Raw genomic sequence first — 17,810 nt, forward strand, 5'->3', positions numbered from 1 at the left:
CGCAGGGGGAACGCAGCGAGTTCCGCGGTGCACCCCAGGCCCGAGCATCGCAGGCTGCCACCTCGCCCTCGGCGAGGGGGACACGGGCAGCGGGGTCGCCTTTCTTTTGGGTACTTTTCTTTGGCGAAGCAAAGAACAAGTACCTCGGCCGCCGGGCCGAGACCCGGCCTCCGCCCTGAACCAAAACAACCGAAGCAACCACCGGTCATCAGGGCAATTTCCAGCGGTGAAAAATGAAGAACACAGGCATCACTCCTGCTCCAACGCATACCCCAACCCACGCAGCGTAGTAATCCTCACCCCACTCCCATCCAGCCTCTTGCGAAGCCGGTGCACAAACACCTCGACGGCTTCGGGATGCACATCCTCATCATCCGAAAACACCCGCTCCAGAATCTGCTGCTTGGAAAACGGCTCCCCGCTGCGCTGCACCAGCACCCTGAGCACTGCCTGCTCGCGCGGTGACAAGGCCAGCGGCTCGCCATGCAGCACGAACTGCTTGCGCGCACCATCGAACACCAGCGGCCCGCAGGCCAGGCGCGGGTGCTCGGTGCCGCGCGCGCGGCGCACCAGGGCGTGCAGGCGGGCCTCCAGCTCGGCCAGCTCGAAGGGCTTGGCCAGGAAGTCGTCGGCCCCGGCGTTGAGCGAGCGCACGCGCTCGTCGAGTGAGTCGCGGGCGGTCAGGATCAGCGCGGGCAGGCGCTGGTCGCGCGCGCGCAGGCGCTGCAGCACGGCGTGGCCGTCCAGGCCGGGCAGGCCCAGGTCCAGCACCAGGGCATCGTGGTCGCGCTGCTGCAGCGCGCGGTCGGCCAGGCGGCCGTCGGTCACCCATTCCACCTGGATGCCCGCGTGCTCCAGCGCCCGGCTCAGCCAGGTGCCCAGGGTGTGTTCGTCTTCGGCCAGAAGGATGCGCATGGTGGTGGGATGCTACCCGTGCGCCGGCAGTGCGGCGGGGTTCTCAGTCTGGCTTCACCTTGGCGCGCAGCAGCACCTTCTTCCACCGCGCCTGCTCGGCCGCAATGAACTGCGCGAACTGCGCTGGCGTATCGCCAATGGCTTCGGCCGCGTCGGCGTTCAGGCGATCCAGCGAGCCCTGCGACTTGACGGCCTTGGCGGTTTCGGCGGCCAGCTTCTCGAGGTTGGCGGGCGCCAGGTTGGCCGGGGCCAGCATGCCGTACCACTGCGTCATCTCGAAGCCGGGGAAGCCCTGCTCGGCCACCGTGCCCACGTCGGGCAGTTGCGGCAGGCGCTTGGCCGAGCCAGTGGCGATGCAGCGCACCTTGCCCGACTTGATGAAGGGCAGGATGGCCGCGGCACCCACAGCCGAGGCATCCACACGGCCCGAGAGCAGGTCGGTCAGCATCGGGCCGGTGCCCCGGTAGGGCACGTGCAGCATGAACACGTCGGCCGTCATCTTGAGGTATTCGAACGCCAGGTGGCCGGCGCTGCCATTGCCGGCCGAGCCATAGCTCAGCTTGCCGGGCTTGGATTTGACGTAGGCGATGAACTCGCGCAGGTTCTTGGCAGGCACGTCGGGGTGCACCACGTACAGGCTGGGCACCTTGGCCAGCAGGCTCACGGGCTTGAAGTCCTTGTTCGGGTCGTAGGGCAGCTTGTCGAAGATGAAGGGGTTCACCGCCAGCGTGCCGATGTGGCCCAGGATCAGGGTGTGCTGGTCTTCCGCACGTGCCACTTCGGACATGGCGATGTTGCCCGCCGCACCGGGCTTGTTGTCCACGAACACGCTCTGGCCCAGGGTCTTGGAGAGCTCGGCCGCCGTGGAGCGGGCCACGATTTCGGAGCTGCCACCGGGCGCGAAGGGCACCACGAAGCGGATGGACTTGGAGGGCCAGGCGGCCTGCGCCTGGGCCAGGCCCGGCAGCAGGCCGGACAGGCCCAGCGCGCCTGTGGCAGCCAGGAGCTGGCGGCGCGTGGCGTGGAGGGACAGAATCGGGTCGTAGGGGGAATGCATGGTGGTTTGTCTCCGTCAGAAAGCAAGGGGGCCCGAAAGAAAAAAAATGGCCTGCGCCGATGGTGGCGCGGGCCGGCTTTCGGAATGCTGTCAGTCGGCGCCCATGCTGTGCTTTTGAGGCAGTTGCAGTCTCGGGGTTTACCCGCAGCCGGTGTTCAGCGGGCCAGTGCAGCCGCTGCCGTGCCGCACAGCACCGCACCTTCCAGCGTGGCGGGGTAGGGTCCGTCCACATAGTCGCCGCAGGCCACCAGGCCCGGCGCCACCTGCATGCCGGGGCGTGCCAGGCCGGGCGTGCAGGCAAAGGTGGCGCGCTTTTCCACCACGGTCTGCAGGGGCTGCAGCGATGGCAATCCCAACTGCTCGGCGGCCTGGCGCAGCACCTGCCCGGTGACCACCGCGCGCTCGCCGGTGCTGGCGCTCACCACGAAGGCCAGCACACCGTGCAGGCCGTCAAGCTGCCCGCGGTCGAACACGAACTGCGCGGGGTGTTCTGCCGTGTTGCGCAGCGCCAGCATGGGCTGCGCCAGGCGCGCCCCTGCGCCATGCGCATAAACGGTGGTGATGGCTTCGAAGCGCAGCGCATCGGCCGCAGCGCACCACTGCTGGCGCGCTGCATCGCGCGCCGCTGGCAGGCCCGTGGCGCCGGCGATGAGGCGGCTGGCCTCCCAGGGCGGGCAGGCCAGCGTGATGTGGTCGTAGGGGCCGGCGAAGTCCGTGCCGTGCACTTCCCAGCGGCCATCGGCCTGCTGCGCGATGCCCTGCACGCGCTGCCCGGCATGCACCGCACCGCCGTGCTGCGCTGCCAGCCAGTGTGCTGCGGCTTCGGGGAACAGTGCGCCCAGGTTCACGCGCGGCAGCAGCAGGTTCGATCCGCCGCGGCCGCTGAACAGGCTGTCCTGCAGCACGCGCAGAAACACCTGGCCGCTGGCTTCGTGGGCGGGGGTGTTGAGGGCCGAAACGCACAGCGGTTCGATGAACTCGGCGATCAGCCGCTGGGGCAGGCCGGCGCACAGCTGCGCCACCGAGGTGTGTGGCGCGCAGCGAAAGCCACCCAGTTGCCAGCCGCTGGCCGCGCGCAGCAGTGCCAGCCTGTCGCGCCATCGCCAGCCGCGCGCACGCGCGATGCCCAGCAAGGCGTCCAGGGGTGGGGCCAGGTCGGGCAGGGCCAGGCCCGTGCCGTCGGGGAACTGCAGCGTGAGCGGCAGGCGCAGCAGGGCAGCACCCGCATCCACGCCCACCAGGCGCATCAGGCGCAGGCTTTCGGTGTAGGCACCGATGAGGATGTGCTGGCCGTTGTCCAGCGTGGCGGGCGTGCCGTCGGGCAGGGTGGCCGGTACCGCGCGGGCGCGGCCACCCACGGTGCGTGCGGCCTCGAGCACGGTGACGGCGTGGCCGGCCTGCGCGTGTGCGATGGCCGCGGCCATGCCGGCCCAGCCCGCGCCGACGACGGCGATCTTCATGAAGCGGAAGGCCGGGGCTTGGCTGCGGCGGCAGGCCTGGTCGCCAGCGCTGCCTTGCACTGCGCCTGCACATCGGCCGGTGCGGTGCGCAGCACGGCCGGGTCTGCGCAGCGATCACGCAGCTCGTTCTGGGCCGCGCGGTGGCCGGCCGATCCGGCATGCGCGAGCAGGCGCAGCCCGGCCAGGCTCATCTCGGCGGCCGCCGATGGCGAGGGCGCGGCAGCCACCGGCGATGGCTGTTGCGCCGTGGCACCGGCCTTGACCGGCACGGGGTTGGCAGACTGCGGCAGTGTCCTGGCGCCATGCACCTGGGGCATGCGCTCGATCACGCTGAAATCGCCGGTCTTGCCCGCCTGCGCCACCATGCGCTGGTACAGGTTCATCATGGCCGCCGTGTCGGTCCCCGTCAGGCTGGCGGCGGGCTTGGCCAGGTACATGGCCACTTCGGGCGGCAGCGCCGCATTGACGGCGCTGAACCCATGGGCAGCGCCACCTGCAGCGTCGGCATTGCCTGCTGCCTTGCCTCCCGCCCGTGCGGCATCGTCGGCCAGCGTGGCGGCGCCTGCACCGGCAGCCGCCGCCTTGCCGGCCGTACCGGCAGCCTCGCCAGCGGCCCCGGCTGCACCTGCTGCCCCGGCGGCCTTGCCTGCCGTACCGCCAGCCGCCTTGCCGGCACCGCTGGCGGCCTTGCCCAGCAGGCCCCAGAAGGCGTGTGCGGGCTGGGGCAGGGCGGTGGCGCCCATGGCGAGTGCCAGCAAGGCGGCAGCGACCAGGCGCGTGCTGAACGAGGGAGGCGCAGACCGGTTCATGGCGGGTTTCCCGTGGCGATGGACTACATGCGCCCCAGCGCCTGCACCTTCCACGCCAGCCAGAACTTGCGCAGTGGTGTGAGGCGGATGCGCTGGTGCAGCACCTGGAAGTTGTCGCGCTCGATCTCGCGCAGCAGCGTGCGGTAGATGCTGGCCATCATCAGCCCTGGCTTCTGTGCGCGGCGGTCGGCGTCGGGCAGCAGGGCGAGGGCTTCGTCGTAGGTGCGGTGCGCGCGCTCGGCCTGGAACTTCATCAGCGCCGTGAAGCGGTCGGAATACTGGCGCTTCAAGATCTCGTGCGCCTTCACGTCGAACTGCTGCAGCTCCGACACGGGCAGGTAGATGCGCCCCATCATCGCGTCCTCGCCCACGTCGCGGATGATGTTGGTCAGCTGGAAGGCGCGGCCCAGGGTGTGGGCGTACTGGGTGGTGCGCTCGTCCGTCTGGCCGAAGATGCGTGCCGTGACCTCGCCCACGATGCCCGCCACCAGGTGGCAGTACTGGGTGAGGCCGGCAAAGTCCAGGTAGCGGGTCTGCTCCAGGTCCATCTGGCAGCCATCGATCACGGCCTGCAGGTGGCGCTGCTCGATGCCGTAGTCCGCCACCAGCGGCATCAGTGCCTGCATCACGGGGTGGGTGGGCTGGCCGGCGTAGGCCTTGGCCACCTCGGCCTGCCACCAGGCCAGCTTGGTGCGGGCCACGCCAGGGTCGCTCACTTCGTCCACCACGTCGTCCACTTCACGGCAGAACGCATAGAACGCCGTGATGGCCGCGCGCCGGGGCGCCGGCAGGAACAGGAAGGCGTAGTAGAAGCTGCTTCCTGAAGCGACGGCTTTTTGTTGTACGTACTGCTGCGGTGTCATGGGGGCCGATTGTCCCATGCCGTGGCGGGGTGCCGGCACAGAGGGGGTTGTTGTAGTGGCGGTAGCCCGCCTGTCACAAAGGACGGGCAACTATGTTTTTTGACGGAGATGCGTTGGCCGCCAGGGGTTACAGCCGCTCCACCGCCCAATCACACCAGTTGGCCACGGCCGCATCGCCGGGCGTGGCGCGCTTGTCCAGTTCGGGCCAGCGGCGGTGGCAGGCATTGAGCACGCTCTGCAGCTGGAACAGCGCTTCGCGGCCCACCAGGGCGACCTCGGCCAGGCCTATCGCGTCGCCCTGCAACTGGACCATCAGGTCCGCCTGGTGCTGGGGGTGCGAGCCTGCCTCCACCAAGGCCTTCTGCAGTGCCATCAGCCGTGCGTCGGCAAACGCGAACGCGCTGCTGGGGGCCATGGCCTTCAGCACGGGCGGGGGCAGGGCGGTCTTGAGCTCGTCCCATTTGATGAAGGCATCTGCGAGCAGCTCGGCCTGGCGGGGCGCATCGTCGCCCAGTGGCATCAGGGCCGACTCGCGGGCCACCTCCTCCTGCAGCAGCGGCAATATGTGCACCACTAGGGCGGCCGGGAACTTGCGGTGGTTGAGCCGCAGCACCAGCGAGAGGCGCTGCGCCGGCATGTCCTCGTATTTTTCGTAGAAGCCGGCCACCACCTCGGCCAGCAGCAGGATGCGGCCCATGGGCGAGATGTCGGCCCCCGCCAGGCCGCGCGGGTAGCCGCTGCCGTCCATGCGCTCGTGGTGCTCCAGCACGGCCGTCTCGGCCGCCTTGGGGTAGGCGTTGGTGTCGCGCACCATGAGCATGCCGGTGATCGGGTGCGCCACCAGGTGCTTGCGCTGCACGCCCACCGCCTTGAAATCGGGGTCGTTCCAGGCCGGGTCCATGTGCAGCACGCCCAGGTCGTGCAGCAGGGCGGCAGCCGCGAGCGTGGCGCAATCGCGCTCGGGCATGCCGGTTTTGAGGCCCAGGAACACCGCCACCATCATCATGCGCAAACCGTGCTGGTACAGCTCGGGCCGCTTGTCGCGCATCACCGTGAGCTTGCAGGCAACGGGCCCGGGCAACTGCAGGGTGCGCAGCGGTGCCAGCAGGCGCACGGCGGAGCCGATGGCCTCGGCCAGCAGATTGACCAGGACATCCTGCGCCGCCAGCTCCTGGCCGGTGGCAATCAGGGCCTCCACCGTCACGGGGTTGTCGATGGTCAGGTGCTTGTCGATGGGCTCGCGCAGCTTGTGCTGCACCAGGCGGTCGTACAGGCGGCTGTCGATGCGCGCGCCCTTTTCCACCAGCTTGATCCCGTTGTTGGTGTAGATGGCCGCACCCGCCACCACCGTGCGCTCGTCGGCCATCTCGGTCAGCGCGCGCAGGTAGTGGGGGCTGTCGCCCGTGTCCACATCGGTGGTCAAAAGGGGATCTGTCGTCGTCATGTAATAGCTACAAATTATTACTAACGACTATAAAACGACCAGGGTCCATCGCCCGCCTGAATTTGGCCAGATGTCAGGAAGTGAGCGTGGGCTTGACGCGGATCAATCCCCCCGTCATTTTGATTGAATCAGAAAGCGATCTGTTCGACGCCAATATCGCTGGGTCTGCGCAGTGCTTCCTTCATGAAGATGCTCATCGGCAGCGTACCCTGGTCCGAGCTGAACCAGCGCTTGTACAGCGTCAGCATGTCGCCGCCCTGGATCATGCGGCGCGTGACGCGGTCCACCAGCTCCTTGAACTTGGGGTCCTCACGCCGCAGGCCAATGCTGTAGGGCTCCACCGAGAGGCGCTTTTCCAGAAACAGGTAGTCGTCCATGGACTTGCCCAGGCGCGTCAGCGGGATCCAGATGCCCGCGTCGTCGGCAAAGGCCGCGTCGGCCTCGCCCTTGGCCAGCGCGTTCACGGCGTCGAGCGTGCTGTCCACCGACACATAGTTGAACTTGCGGTTGAAGGTACGCTCGTTGGCCTTGAGCAGGTTCTCGTTGGTGGTCTTGCCCTGCACGGCGATCTTCTTGTTCTGCAGGTCGTCCAGCGTCTTGATGCCCGAATTCTTGCGCACCAGGAAGGCCGAGGACGCCACGAAGATGTGGTGGCTGAAGGCGATCTCCTTTTGCCGCGCCGCCGTATTGGCCGTGCCGCCGCACTCCAGGTCCACCACGTTGTCCTTAACGTCGCTGATGCGGTTCTTGCCGTCCACCAGCAGGTACTTGAGCTTCAGGTCCGGGCGCTTCAACTCCTTCTTGATCTCCTCATAGATCTGCAGGCAGATGTCCACGGTGTAGCCCTGCACCTTGCCGCTCGCGGCGTCCTTGTACGAGAAGGGCAGCGACTTTTCGCGGTGACCCAGGCGCAGCTCGCCCGCGCTGGCAATGCGCGCCAGCGTGTCTTCGGCCCAGGCGGTTGCATTGGTCAGCAACAGGGCCGCCATCAGCGCCCCGTGGCGCAGCATCGAAACAGATTTCATGGAAGGAAGAGAAGAAAAGGAGTCGGGTGGATGCCCGATGAAAAAAGGCGCCCGAAGACGCGCACCCCAAAACATGCCTTGTGGGCATTGCATGGGCTAGCCCAGCAGTGCGCGGATTGTGATGGGGCTCAGGCAGGTTTGCCACTTTCTCGCTGCCCAGGCGTCGGCATTGCGCCACATGGCGGGCTGGCTGCGCTTGATTGCTGTGATACCAGTGAGCGGACACGACGCATTGGTCGTTCCGGGGTAGTTCATCGGCAGAACGCCTGGCTGCGGACCACCGGTCTTGCCGGGTGCAACCCCTGCTGCTCAGGGGGGCCACCCTGGGCTTGTCGGTTCTAGCCGGGATGCCTCTGCGCGCCGGGTTTTTGTGGCGGCCTGGCACCTGAACCAGCCACTGCATCGGCAAAGCACTGGGAGCGCCGGGCTACCGCATGTAACATGCTTGGCTGCGCGCATTTTTTGATAGCCATGTCCTCCCCCCACGCCAACCACCCCGACGCCGGGGAGGGCCTCGCCGATCTGCCAGCGCCGCACGAAGCCACACAGGGTACGAAAGAGGTTGCCAATGCCATTCCCGCCAAAAAGCCCCATCGCCGCGCAGGCGCTGCCTTTCGCCAGCCGGCCCCTGCTGCGCTGCCTGGCAGCGCCCCGCTGACTGACGGACAGGCAGGCGCTGTGGACCGGGCACCGTTCTCCCTTTCCTTGCCTGGCGCATCGGTCCGGCCGGCGGGGGGGGCCGCCGATACCCCGGCGGCCGCAGCCACCCCTGGCGCGGCGCGGTCCGGCGATGCCGAGGCCGGGGCCGCCCTGGCTGTACTGGAGTTGGCGCCCGCCGCCCCAGCGCACGCCGTGCAAGACTCGGCCCACGCCATCCTGTCGTCCTGGCTGTCGCTGGAGGTGCTGGCCCCACTGGCCTACACCGACCCGGCAACGCTCGTCGGCGGCGACCGTGCGGCCATCGCCAAGGTCGATGGCGAACCCTTGCCGTGGCAGCGGGGCGAGCAGTCCTACAAGCCGCCGTTCAGGCTGTTCTACCTGGTGGTGCTGGGCGAGGTCAGCATGGAAATGTGCATGACCGACCTGCTGGCCTCGTTCGGCAAGGACGAGGAGACGCGCACCTTTCAAAGGCACCGGGCGCCGATCGCCATGGCCATCGTGGACCAGGACGGCCTGCCCGCTGGCCCCGACACCGTTTCCATCTCCAGCTTTGCGTGGGGCGTGCCTGCGGTGCTGCGCGGCAAGGCCGGCACGCTCGCACGCTGGCCCGATGCCGAACGGCTGCTGCGCGAGCAACTGCACCAGCGCCTCGTGCGGGTGGATGGCGGGGGGCGGCCCCTGCCGCTGGACCTGAGGGCGATCCACGACATCCATGCCTGGCTGTGCAGCACCCTGGGCCTGCGCGCCGACCATGTGCTGCCACCGAGCTTCGTGGCGCGGCTGTACCGCCACCCCAAGCTGGAGGGCGCGCCGGATTTGCCGCCCATCAACTCGTTCTACCTCGACGATCTGGCCACGGCGCGCGCCATGGTGGATGCCGGGACCGCGCCCGAAACCCTGCTGCGCTACCTGTCCGTGCTGAAGCCCGCGCCGGCAGTCGATTTGCTCAAGGACACCACAGGCATTGCCGCGCTGATTGCCCCCGCGCGCTTTCCGCCAGCGCGCTGGCCCAGCCGGGGCAGCCACCCGGTGGTGACGCTGCAGCAGGCCGCCGTGAACGCTGCGCGCAGCGAATTTGCCGGTGACAGGCAGGGCATCCTGGCGGTGAACGGCCCCCCGGGCACCGGCAAGATGACCCTGCTGCGCGACCTGGTGGCCCATTGCGTGGAGAGCCGTGCGGCCCGCCTGGTGGAGTTCGACGATCCGAACAAGGCCTTCATCCCGACCGGCCAGCGGTTCCAGGTGGGCGATGGGGAGTTTCTCCACCTGCATGGGCTGGACCCGCGGATCAAGGGCTTCGAGGTGCTCGTCGCATCGAGCAACAACAAGGCGGTGGAAAACGTCAGCCGTGAGCTGCCCGCCGGCCGCAGCATCGAGCCCGGCCCCCGGTACTTTTCCTCCACCGCCAGGGCCTTGCTGTATGGCGAGGAAAAGAACTTCCCAGCCGACCCCGCCGACCAGCCGTGGGGACTGATGGCCGCCGCGCTCGGCAACAGCCGCAACCGCCGGGATTTCCGCCAGCGGTTCTGGCTGCACGAGGACTTCGGCTTTGCCACCTACCTCAAGGCGGCGCGCGGGCTGGACGTGTCGCGGCCGGAGCCCGCCGCAGAGGGCCAGGCGCCCCGCATGGTGGCGCCCCGCATCGTCGCGGCCGAGCGGCCGCTCAGCGGCGATGCAGCACAGCAGCAGTGGAAGCGGGCGCGCAAGTCGTTCATCGAACTCAAGCATTCGGTCGAGGCCATTCTTGCCCGGCTGGAAGAAGCGCGGACACTGGCCCCCCGGCTGACCCGACTGCACGATGACATCAGCCAGCTGCACGTCAGGCACAAGGCCACCGCCCAGTCGCTGAGCACGGCGGCAGCCGCTTACGCCCTGGCCATCGAAGGCTCCAGCAAGGCCCGCGCCGCCGTCGTGGCGGCCGAGCGCGAGCTGCAGGCCCTGCAGGCGGCCCGCCCCGGTGTCTCGGCGCGGGTGTTCGTCTCGGAGGCGTTTCGGCGCTGGATGTCCGAAGCGTCTGCGCGCGAAGGCGTCCACCGCGAGGCCGTGCGCGCCGAAGCCCAGGTGCAGGCCACGCTGGAAACGGCAGCGCAGCGGCAAAAGGGGTTTGCCGAAGAGCTGGGCATGGTCAACGCCCAGCTCGAAACCGCGCAGCGCGAGGAAGAGAATCTGGGTGCCATGCTCAAGGAGGCGTACGCCCGCATCGGTGACCGTTTCGTCGACGAATCCTTCTTCGACCGCGGCCATGAGGCCTGGAACCTGGCCATGCCCTGGCTCAACGACCAGATCCACAAGGAGCGCGAGAAACTGTTCATCGCCGCGCTGGAGGTGCACAAGGCCTTCGTCACCGTGGCCGCCCACAAGATGGAGCACAACCTGGGCGTGCTGATGGCCGCCCTGCAGTCCGGCACCTTCCAGGACGCGGCGCGGCGCCAGTTGCTGCCCGACCTGTGGTCCAGCCTGTTCCTGGTGGTGCCCGTGGTGGCCACCACCTTCGCGTCCGTGCACCGCATGCTGGGCGACCTGGCTCCCGCATCGTTCGGCTGGCTGTTGGTGGATGAAGCCGGGCAGGCCACGCCCCAGGCGGCGGTGGGTGCGCTCATGCGCGCCCGGCGCGCCGTCATCGTGGGCGATACGCTGCAGATACCGCCCGTGGTCACCATCCCCGAGAACCTGGTGAACCAGATCGCCCTGCAGCAGCGCGTGGACCGCAGCCTGTGGTGCGCCCCCCAGGCATCCGTGCAGACCCTTGCCGACAGCGCCAGCGCCATCCAGGCGCGCTTCAGCACGCCCGACGGCACCCGCGTGGTGGGCCTGCCGCTGCTGGTGCGCCGCCGCTTCCAGGAGCCCATGTTCGGCGTGTCCAACGCGATTGCCTACGACAACCGCATGGTGCCGGCCATGGGGCCTGACAGCGTGGGCGATGTCGCTGACGTGCTGGGCCCCTCCGCGTGGTTCGACCCCGACACCAGCTCCACCGCCAGCGCCCCCAAGTGGAGCGCCGAAGAAGGCCAGGTGGTCATGCGCATGCTGCGCAAGCTGGCCCGCGCCGGCGTGCAGCACCCCGACATCTACGTGATCTGCCCCTTCCGCGTGGTGGCGCAGGAAATGCGCCTGCTGCTGCGCGCCGAGCCCCAGCTGTTCGAACTCTTCGGGGTCGATGCGCGCAAATGGCTCGACGAGCGCGTGGGCACCATCCACACCTTCCAGGGCAAGGAAGCCGAGGCCGTGATCGCGGTGCTGGGCGCCCCCATGGCGGGCGAAAAGGGCGCCCGGCAGTGGGCTGGCGGTGTGCCCAATATCCTCAACGTCATGGCCTCGCGCGCGAAATCGCGGCTGTATGTGGTGGGCTCGCGCACCGCCTGGGGCAGCGTGGGCCATTTTGCGGAGCTGGCCCGGCAGGTGCCCAAGAGGCCGTTCGCGTAGTGAGGGCGGCAGCCTGCCTGCTTGTTCGCTTATTTCTCTTTCGCCGCCTCTTTGAGCGCCACCTGCACGGTGTGCAGCATCTCCTCCAGTGGCGAGGGTTCCTCCCCCTCGTACGACACCGCCGCGCCGAAGTCCTGGGCCAGTGCGCAGCTGACCATCATCACGCAGGCCAGGTCCTTCATGCGGCCACCCCAGGTCATGGTGATGCAGTAGTCGCGGCCACCGGCAATGGCGGCGAAGTCCTCGTCGTCCCCCACCACATCCTGCGCCTCGCTGTAGTGGATCTCGAACCCCGGGCCTTCTGTGCCATTGAGCGTGAAGGGTAGAAAGCCCGAGTCATCGAAGCGCGTGAAGTCCGGGTGCAGTTGCAGGTCGAACCCGAGCCGGTCCAGCGAGGCCTGCAGCGTGGCGCGGTCGGGAACGGACTGGCGTTGGATGAAAGCGAACTGGCTGTTGGACATGGGGCTTCCTTGGTTGGTTGATTATCCGGCCTGTCCTGGCACGTGTGCCTGGGGCCGGACTGGGTGGGTGCCATCGTCTCCCGGTACCACGGCTTCCCACCGCTACTCCAGAAACAGATCGGAAATTACGGACCGCAGCCACCGGTTGGCCGGGTCCTGCTGGTAGCGGTCGTGCCAGTGCTGCTTGATGGCAAAGACCGGCAGCGCGAACGGCGGTGCCAGGGCCTTGACGTTGGCGATGCGCACCAGGGTTTCCGCCAGGCGCTGGGGCACGGTCACCACCAGGTCCGTGTTGGCGACCAACGCGCCGATGCCCAGGTAGTTGGGCAGTTGCAAGGCCACGTTGCGTTCTATGCCGAGCCGTTCGAGCTCTTCCTCCACCAGGCTCTGGCCCGTGCCCGCCCCGGTGACCACCACGTGCCTCTCGCGCTTGAACATCGCCGGCGACAGGCGCGAGCGGATGCGTGGGTGCTGGCTGCGCACCACGCAGGCAAAGTCCTGGTCGAAAAGCTTCTGCTGGTAGAAGCCGGCTTCCAGTTGTGGCATGAAACCCACCGCCAGGTCGGCCTCGCCGGACTCGAGCATCTTGGGCGTCTGCCCCGAGATGTGCGTGATCTGCACGTTGATCCCGGGGGCGATGTCTCCCAGGCGGTTGATGAGTGACGGGAGCAGTGCCAGGTGGGTGATGTCGGTCATGCAGATGCGAAAGGTGCGCTGCGCCCTGGACGGATCGAAGACGGCCCGCTGCCGGGTGATCCCGCGCAGCAGCTCCAGTGCCTGGCGAACCGGCTCCACCAGCGAGGTGGCGTGGGGCGTCGGCAGCATGCCCTCCGACGTGCGCACGAACAGCGGGTCGCCAAAATGCCGCCGCAGCCGCGCCAGCGCGATGCTGATGGAGGACTGCGCAATGCCCAGGTTCTCCCCCGCACGCGACACGCTGCGTGTCTTGTAGACCTCGTCAAAAACGGTCAGCAGTTTCAGGTCCATTATTTGGATTTGCGTTTGGAGGTATTGACGCCATGGTATTGGCGCAATAGTGCCTGCAACCTAGCATTCGGGCAACCCTGCAATCCACGAAAGACAGACCCATGCAAGACGCCCAGCCCGCCACCCTGACCGAACCCAGCCGCAACACGCCCGTCTGGGGTGCATACGATGTCGTTGTGCTCGGAGGGGGGCCTGCGGGCATTGCAGCGGCCACCGCTGCGGCGCGGACCGGCCAGTCCACGTTGCTGGTCGAAAGCTACGGCTTCCTGGGGGGCATGGGCACGGCCGCAGGCGTGACGAACTTCTGCGGCCTGCATGCCAATGTGCACGGCACCATCGAGCGGGTGGTGCATGGCGTTGCCGATGACCTGCTGGCACGCATCGGCGCCCTCGGAGGCCTCAACGAGCCGCATGTGCTCTTTGGCAACAAGATCGCGGCCCAGGCCTATGACAACGCCGCGTTCAAGGTGGCTGCGGACGATCTGGTGCTCGCCAGCGGCGCGCAGCTGCTGTTCCACGCCACCCTGGTCGGGGTGCTGATGAACGGGCCGCAGGAGATCCGTGCGGCACTGATCGAAACCAAGTCCGGGCGCTACGCCGTGCTGGCCCGGGTTTTCATCGACTGCACGGGCGATGGGGACCTGGCGGCGTTTGCCGACGCGCCCTTCGAGAAAGGCACCGACGGGCACGGCATGATGTACCCCTCGACCATGTTCCGGGTCAACGGCGTGGATGCGGCGCAGGCGGGCGATGCCTACAACCACTTCGGCCAACTGATGGACGAGGCCGAAAAGCGCGGGCGCAGGTTCCCGCGCAAGACGCCCATCATCCGCCCGCAGAAGAACCCTGCGGAGTGGCGTGCCAACGTGACCCAACTGGCCAATGCCGATGGCAGCCCGGTGGACGGCACGAATGCCGCGCAGCTCAGCGATGCGGAGGTGCAGGGACGGCGCCAGATCGTCGACTTCTTCCAGTTCCTGCGCGAGTGCGCGCCGGGCTTTCAGAACGCCTACCTGCTGGAGATCGCACCGCAGGTCGGCGTGCGCGAAACCCGCCGCGTGCTGGGCGAGTACCAGTTGACCGAGGAAGACGTGCTGCAGTGCGCGAGCTTTGACGACAGCATCGGCGTCAACGGCTGGATGATCGAGGAGCACGTCGCCGGCAACATTGCCTTCAAGTGGCAGGACATCCCGAACAGCCGCGGCTTCAACCATCTGCCCTACCGCATGCTGCTGCCGCTGCAGGTCGACAACCTGCTGGTCGCGGGCCGGTGTGCATCGATGACCCACATGGGCCAATCAGCTGCGCGCGTATCGGGGGCTTGCTTCGTGATGGGCCAGGCGGCGGGTACTGCCGCCGCGCTGGCAGTCCGGGGTGGCGTCCGTCCGCGCGACCTGCCGGTCAAGACCCTGCAGCAGCGGCTGGAAGCCGACGGCGCCTACCTGGGCCGCGACGCGGCCTGACATCCCTCCCTATTCCAACAAGAACCCCCTGGAGACAATCCATGAAAAGACGCAGCCTGAACATGGCGGCACTGGCCGCTGCATGCAACGCTCTTGTACCTCCTCTGGCGCAGGCCCAGGCGACTTCTGCCTGGCCCACAAAGACGGTGCGCATCCTCGTCGGATTCCCGGGCGGGTCGAGCCCGGACATCGTGGCGCGCAGCCTGGCCGAGCCGCTGTCCAGGGTGCTGGGGCAGGCCGTCATCGTCGAAAACAAGGCCGGGGCGTCGGGCAACATCGCTGCGGACCAGGTGGCCAAGGCCACGGACGACCACACGCTGGGCATCGTCATCAATGGCAATCTGACCTCGGCCAGGATGCTGTACCCGAAACTCCCCTATGACCCCGCGAAGGATTTCAGCTATCTCTCCCTGCTGGCCACGGCACCCCTGGTGCTGGTGGCGCCCGCGAAGGAGCCCGATGGGGCTGCCTTCTTCGCCGCAGCGGCACGCAATGGGGACCGGTGGAACTACGGATCGGTCGGCAACGGCTCGGTGGGGCACTTGGGCATGGAGGTGCTCAAGACCAGGTCCAAGGGTCTGGCACCCATGCACGTACCGTTCAAGGGCAACCCCGAGGTGATCACCGGCTTGCTGGGGGGCGAGATCCAGATGGCGCTGGTGCCCCCGGGCATCGCCATGCCGCAGGTGCGGGCCGGCAAGCTCCGGGCCATCGGTCTTGCGGGTGGGCGCAGCACCGTGGCGCCCGAAGTGCCTTCGCTGGCCGATGCGGGCGTGCGCGACTTCCACCTGGAAGTGTGGACCGCCCTGGTGGGCCCGTCCAGGCTCTCCAGGGCGGCGCAGGACCGGCTGAATACCGAGGTCCCCCGCATCATGCGCAGCGCTGAAACCCGCGAGAAGCTGCTCAACCAGGGCTGGCAGGCCGTGGGCACGGCACCGGACGGCCTGGTCAGCCGCGTGAAGGACGAGGCCGCGATCATGGGCGGCATCATCACGGCCCGGGGGATCCGGCTGGAGTAGGGGCCCGCCACATCTGCCCGGGGGCTCGGCGGGAAGGGTTGGGCTCCCTTGCCCTCCCCACTGCACGGGTATGGGCTCATCTGGACCCGGTGCATTGGTGGCGCACGAAAGACGCCTTCACGCGGGCATGCGCGTGAAGCAGGCCCTGCGCTGCAGCATCTCGTCGGTCTGGCGTGTGGCGATTTCCAGGTCGTAGTAGGTGTGCGGCTCCGGGGGCGGCGGCGAGGGGAAAATGGTCAAGGTGCCGTAGAACGCAGGGCACATGAAATCGCCCGTGAGCACCCACCGGCCGTAGGGAGGGCTGTCGGCCGGATCACGGGTCCAGTACCCCCAGAAGATGGCCAGGGAGCCGGTGGACGCCGTGCGGCGTGCCGCAAGCTGGTTGGCAGTGTCCGGCGAGAAGTCCCCCACCGTGCCGCTGCCCGTGCAGTCGCCGTTGGTGTAGGTCAATGCACCATAGGTTTGGGTGAACAGCGTGGTCTCCTGGCGCACCATGCGCATAACGCTGCGCTGGCTCAGGTTGCTGCTGACCACATGGCAACCCTGGTGCTGCCAGTCGCCCGCGAGCAGGGCCACGTCCAGCTGCGGGGCGTCATCGCTCCCGCCTCCGCAGCCGGCCAGTGCGGCGGTGATGGCGATCAGCGAGAGGCAGGTTGCAAAGGCGGTGGGTGAAGTGGCAGGGAACAGTGAGGTCATGGCAAAAAGCCCGATTCTGTGGGCCCGTCCGATCCCTGAGAACCCTACCGGAGTAGGGGGCGGCTACCGGGCTTCAGCACTCGACGACGTTCACCGCCAGCCCGCCGCGCGAGGTCTCCTTGTACTTGACCTTCATGTCCGCGCCGGTCTGCATCATGGTCTTGATCACCTTGTCGAGCGAGACCACGTGCTGGCCGTCGCCGCGCAAGGCCATGCGCGCGGCGTTGATGGCCTTGATGGCGCCCATGGCGTTGCGCTCGATGCAGGGTATCTGCACCAGCCCGCCCACGGGGTCGCAGGTCATTCCGAGGTTGTGCTCCATGCCGATCTCGGCGGCGTTTTCCACCTGCTCGGGGCTGCCGCCCATCACGGCGGCCAGGGCGCCGGCGGCCATGGAGCAGGCCACGCCCACCTCGCCCTGGCAGCCCACCTCGGCGCCCGACAGCGACGCGTTCTTCTTGTAGATGATGCCGATGGCACCGGCGGTGAGGAGGAAGGTGGCGATGCCGTCCTCATCCGCGCCGGGCAGAAAGTTCACGTAGTACTGCAGCACGGCCGGGATCACGCCGGCCGCGCCGTTGGTGGGCGCGGTCACCACGCGGCCACCGGCGGCGTTTTCCTCGTTGACGGCCATGGCGTAGAGGTTCACCCAGTCCATCATCGACAAGGGGTCGCGCCGGGCGGCTTCGGACTGGGTGTTCAGGCTCTTGTGCAGCTCGGCCGCGCGGCGGCGCACGTGCATGGGGCCGGGCAGGGTGCCGGTGGCCGCACAGCCGCGCTGCACGGCACGGGCCATGGTGTGCCAGATGGCCAGCAACTGGCGGCGCAACTCGGCGGCGCTGCGCCAGTGCAGTTCGTTGGCTACCATGATCTGACCCACCGCCATGCCGGTGGCCTGGCACTGGGCCAGCAAGTCGGCCCCGGTGCTGAAGGGGTAGGGCAGGCCGTTGCCGTGCCCGGCGGCGCCGGGCCCCGATGCCGCTGCCGAGTTCAGCACGCGCTCGCCCGCCGCATCCGTCACGAAGCCGCCGCCCACCGAGTAGTACTCGCGCTCGGCGATCTTCACGCCGTTGGCATCCAGCGCGTGGAAGGCCATGCCATTGGGGTGCAAGGGCAGGCTGCGGCGGCGAAACAGCAGGTGCTCCTTTTCGACGAAGGGCACGGCGTGCTCGCCCAGCAGGGCCAGGCTGCGGCTGGCGCGGATCTGGGCAATGGTGGGTGCTATCTGGTCGGGGTCGATGCGGTCGGGCTCGTGCCCGGCCAGGCCCAGCAGCACGGCGGTGTCGGTGCCGTGGCCTACGCCCGTGGCCGAGAGCGAGCCGAACAGCTCCACCACCACGCTGTGCACCGCCGCCAGGCCCACCGTGGCCTGCAGGTGGCAGGCAAACTGCCGCGCCGCGATCATGGGCCCCACGGTGTGCGAGCTGGAGGGGCCGATGCCGATCTTGAAGAGGTCGAAAACGCTGACGGACATGGGGTGCTGTGCCTTCAATGGGATACCGGTGGGTTCCGTGAACAACAGCGACGG

Annotated in this window: 14 protein-coding genes; 3 read left to right on the forward strand and 11 right to left on the reverse strand. The window is 68.2% G+C overall.

What is annotated here, in order from left to right; translation table 11 throughout:
- Positions 1-249 precede the first annotated feature (249 nt).
- The 7 genes from ACSQ3Y_RS11335 to ACSQ3Y_RS11365 all read right to left on the reverse strand — a co-directional run bounded on the left by ACSQ3Y_RS11335 (position 250) and on the right by ACSQ3Y_RS11365 (position 7,573).
- Complete coding sequence (locus tag ACSQ3Y_RS11335; RefSeq protein WP_057200979.1) at positions 250-915, reverse strand: response regulator; 666 nt, start codon at positions 913-915, stop codon at positions 250-252.
- Between the two features lie 43 nt (positions 916-958).
- Entirely contained in the window at positions 959-1,972 is a 1,014-nt protein-coding gene (locus ACSQ3Y_RS11340) for a Bug family tripartite tricarboxylate transporter substrate binding protein (RefSeq protein ID WP_436177346.1), read from the reverse strand.
- A gap of 155 nt (positions 1,973-2,127) precedes the next feature.
- Positions 2,128-3,432, reverse strand: coding sequence for a hydroxysqualene dehydroxylase HpnE (hpnE, locus tag ACSQ3Y_RS11345; RefSeq protein ID WP_436177347.1), 1,305 nt, complete (start codon positions 3,430-3,432; stop codon positions 2,128-2,130).
- Positions 3,429-4,241, reverse strand: a complete 813-nt coding sequence (locus ACSQ3Y_RS11350; protein ID WP_057200977.1) for a hypothetical protein — start codon at positions 4,239-4,241, stop codon at positions 3,429-3,431. The genes hpnE and ACSQ3Y_RS11350 overlap by 4 nt, the downstream gene beginning before the upstream one ends.
- Before the next feature lie 23 nt (positions 4,242-4,264).
- On the reverse strand, positions 4,265-5,104 hold the full coding sequence (gene hpnD / locus ACSQ3Y_RS11355) for a presqualene diphosphate synthase HpnD (protein WP_057200976.1): 840 nt from the start codon (positions 5,102-5,104) through the stop codon (positions 4,265-4,267).
- 127 nt (positions 5,105-5,231) lie between these two features.
- Complete coding sequence (locus ACSQ3Y_RS11360) at positions 5,232-6,548, reverse strand: HD-GYP domain-containing protein (protein ID WP_436177348.1); 1,317 nt, start codon at positions 6,546-6,548, stop codon at positions 5,232-5,234.
- A gap of 128 nt (positions 6,549-6,676) precedes the next feature.
- Complete coding sequence (locus ACSQ3Y_RS11365; protein ID WP_436177349.1) at positions 6,677-7,573, reverse strand: amino acid ABC transporter substrate-binding protein; 897 nt, start codon at positions 7,571-7,573, stop codon at positions 6,677-6,679.
- Positions 7,574-8,044: 471 nt separating this feature from the next.
- On the opposite strand from ACSQ3Y_RS11365, the gene ACSQ3Y_RS11370 reads away from it, so the two are divergent.
- Positions 8,045-11,656 (forward strand): AAA domain-containing protein, encoded by a 3,612-nt coding sequence (locus tag ACSQ3Y_RS11370; RefSeq protein ID WP_436177350.1) that lies wholly within the window; start codon positions 8,045-8,047, stop codon positions 11,654-11,656.
- Positions 11,657-11,685: 29 nt separating this feature from the next.
- Here ACSQ3Y_RS11370 and ACSQ3Y_RS11375 read toward each other — a convergent pair whose 3' ends face one another.
- Both ACSQ3Y_RS11375 and ACSQ3Y_RS11380 read right to left on the reverse strand, forming a co-directional pair.
- A complete protein-coding gene (locus ACSQ3Y_RS11375; protein ID WP_057200972.1) occupies positions 11,686-12,117 on the reverse strand; it encodes a hypothetical protein in 432 nt (143 codons plus the stop codon).
- Positions 12,118-12,219: 102 nt separating this feature from the next.
- Entirely contained in the window at positions 12,220-13,104 is an 885-nt protein-coding gene (locus tag ACSQ3Y_RS11380; RefSeq protein ID WP_436177351.1) for a LysR family transcriptional regulator, read from the reverse strand.
- 101 nt (positions 13,105-13,205) lie between these two features.
- Here ACSQ3Y_RS11380 and ACSQ3Y_RS11385 point away from each other — a divergent pair, with 101 nt between their 5' ends.
- Positions 13,206-14,567: an FAD-dependent oxidoreductase gene (locus ACSQ3Y_RS11385; protein ID WP_057200970.1), complete on the forward strand. Its 1,362-nt coding sequence runs from the start codon at positions 13,206-13,208 to the stop codon at positions 14,565-14,567.
- A 41-nt stretch (positions 14,568-14,608) separates the two neighbouring features.
- Entirely contained in the window at positions 14,609-15,586 is a 978-nt protein-coding gene (locus ACSQ3Y_RS11390; RefSeq protein ID WP_057200969.1) for a Bug family tripartite tricarboxylate transporter substrate binding protein, read from the forward strand.
- A gap of 117 nt (positions 15,587-15,703) precedes the next feature.
- Here ACSQ3Y_RS11390 and ACSQ3Y_RS11395 read toward each other — a convergent pair whose 3' ends face one another.
- Together ACSQ3Y_RS11395 and ACSQ3Y_RS11400 are read right to left on the reverse strand one after the other, a co-directional pair.
- Positions 15,704-16,282: a hypothetical protein gene (locus ACSQ3Y_RS11395; protein WP_428001841.1), complete on the reverse strand. Its 579-nt coding sequence runs from the start codon at positions 16,280-16,282 to the stop codon at positions 15,704-15,706.
- A gap of 73 nt (positions 16,283-16,355) precedes the next feature.
- Positions 16,356-17,756: an L-serine ammonia-lyase gene (locus ACSQ3Y_RS11400; RefSeq protein ID WP_436177352.1), complete on the reverse strand. Its 1,401-nt coding sequence runs from the start codon at positions 17,754-17,756 to the stop codon at positions 16,356-16,358.
- Between the last annotated feature and the right edge of the window lie 54 nt (positions 17,757-17,810).

Source organism: Acidovorax sp. LjRoot66, assembly GCF_964253305.1.
Taxonomy (GTDB): Bacteria; Pseudomonadota; Gammaproteobacteria; order Burkholderiales; family Burkholderiaceae_C; genus Acidovorax.

Excerpts from the sequence above, each read along its gene's own strand:
- ACSQ3Y_RS11335 (WP_057200979.1), bottom strand. The coding sequence starts at position 915 with ATGCGCATCCTTCTGGCCGAAGACGAACACACCCTGGGCACCTGGCTG.
- ACSQ3Y_RS11340 (WP_436177346.1), bottom strand. The coding sequence starts at position 1,972 with ATGCATTCCCCCTACGACCCGATTCTGTCCCTCCACGCCACGCGCCGC.
- hpnE (WP_436177347.1), bottom strand. The coding sequence starts at position 3,432 with ATGAAGATCGCCGTCGTCGGCGCGGGCTGGGCCGGCATGGCCGCGGCC.
- ACSQ3Y_RS11350 (WP_057200977.1), bottom strand. The coding sequence starts at position 4,241 with ATGAACCGGTCTGCGCCTCCCTCGTTCAGCACGCGCCTGGTCGCTGCC.
- hpnD (WP_057200976.1), bottom strand. The coding sequence starts at position 5,104 with ATGACACCGCAGCAGTACGTACAACAAAAAGCCGTCGCTTCAGGAAGC.
- ACSQ3Y_RS11360 (WP_436177348.1), bottom strand. The coding sequence starts at position 6,548 with ATGACGACGACAGATCCCCTTTTGACCACCGATGTGGACACGGGCGAC.
- ACSQ3Y_RS11365 (WP_436177349.1), bottom strand. The coding sequence starts at position 7,573 with ATGAAATCTGTTTCGATGCTGCGCCACGGGGCGCTGATGGCGGCCCTG.
- ACSQ3Y_RS11370 (WP_436177350.1), top strand. The coding sequence starts at position 8,045 with ATGTCCTCCCCCCACGCCAACCACCCCGACGCCGGGGAGGGCCTCGCC.
- ACSQ3Y_RS11375 (WP_057200972.1), bottom strand. The coding sequence starts at position 12,117 with ATGTCCAACAGCCAGTTCGCTTTCATCCAACGCCAGTCCGTTCCCGAC.
- ACSQ3Y_RS11380 (WP_436177351.1), bottom strand. The coding sequence starts at position 13,104 with ATGGACCTGAAACTGCTGACCGTTTTTGACGAGGTCTACAAGACACGC.
- ACSQ3Y_RS11385 (WP_057200970.1), top strand. The coding sequence starts at position 13,206 with ATGCAAGACGCCCAGCCCGCCACCCTGACCGAACCCAGCCGCAACACG.
- ACSQ3Y_RS11390 (WP_057200969.1), top strand. The coding sequence starts at position 14,609 with ATGAAAAGACGCAGCCTGAACATGGCGGCACTGGCCGCTGCATGCAAC.
- ACSQ3Y_RS11395 (WP_428001841.1), bottom strand. The coding sequence starts at position 16,282 with ATGACCTCACTGTTCCCTGCCACTTCACCCACCGCCTTTGCAACCTGC.
- ACSQ3Y_RS11400 (WP_436177352.1), bottom strand. The coding sequence starts at position 17,756 with ATGTCCGTCAGCGTTTTCGACCTCTTCAAGATCGGCATCGGCCCCTCC.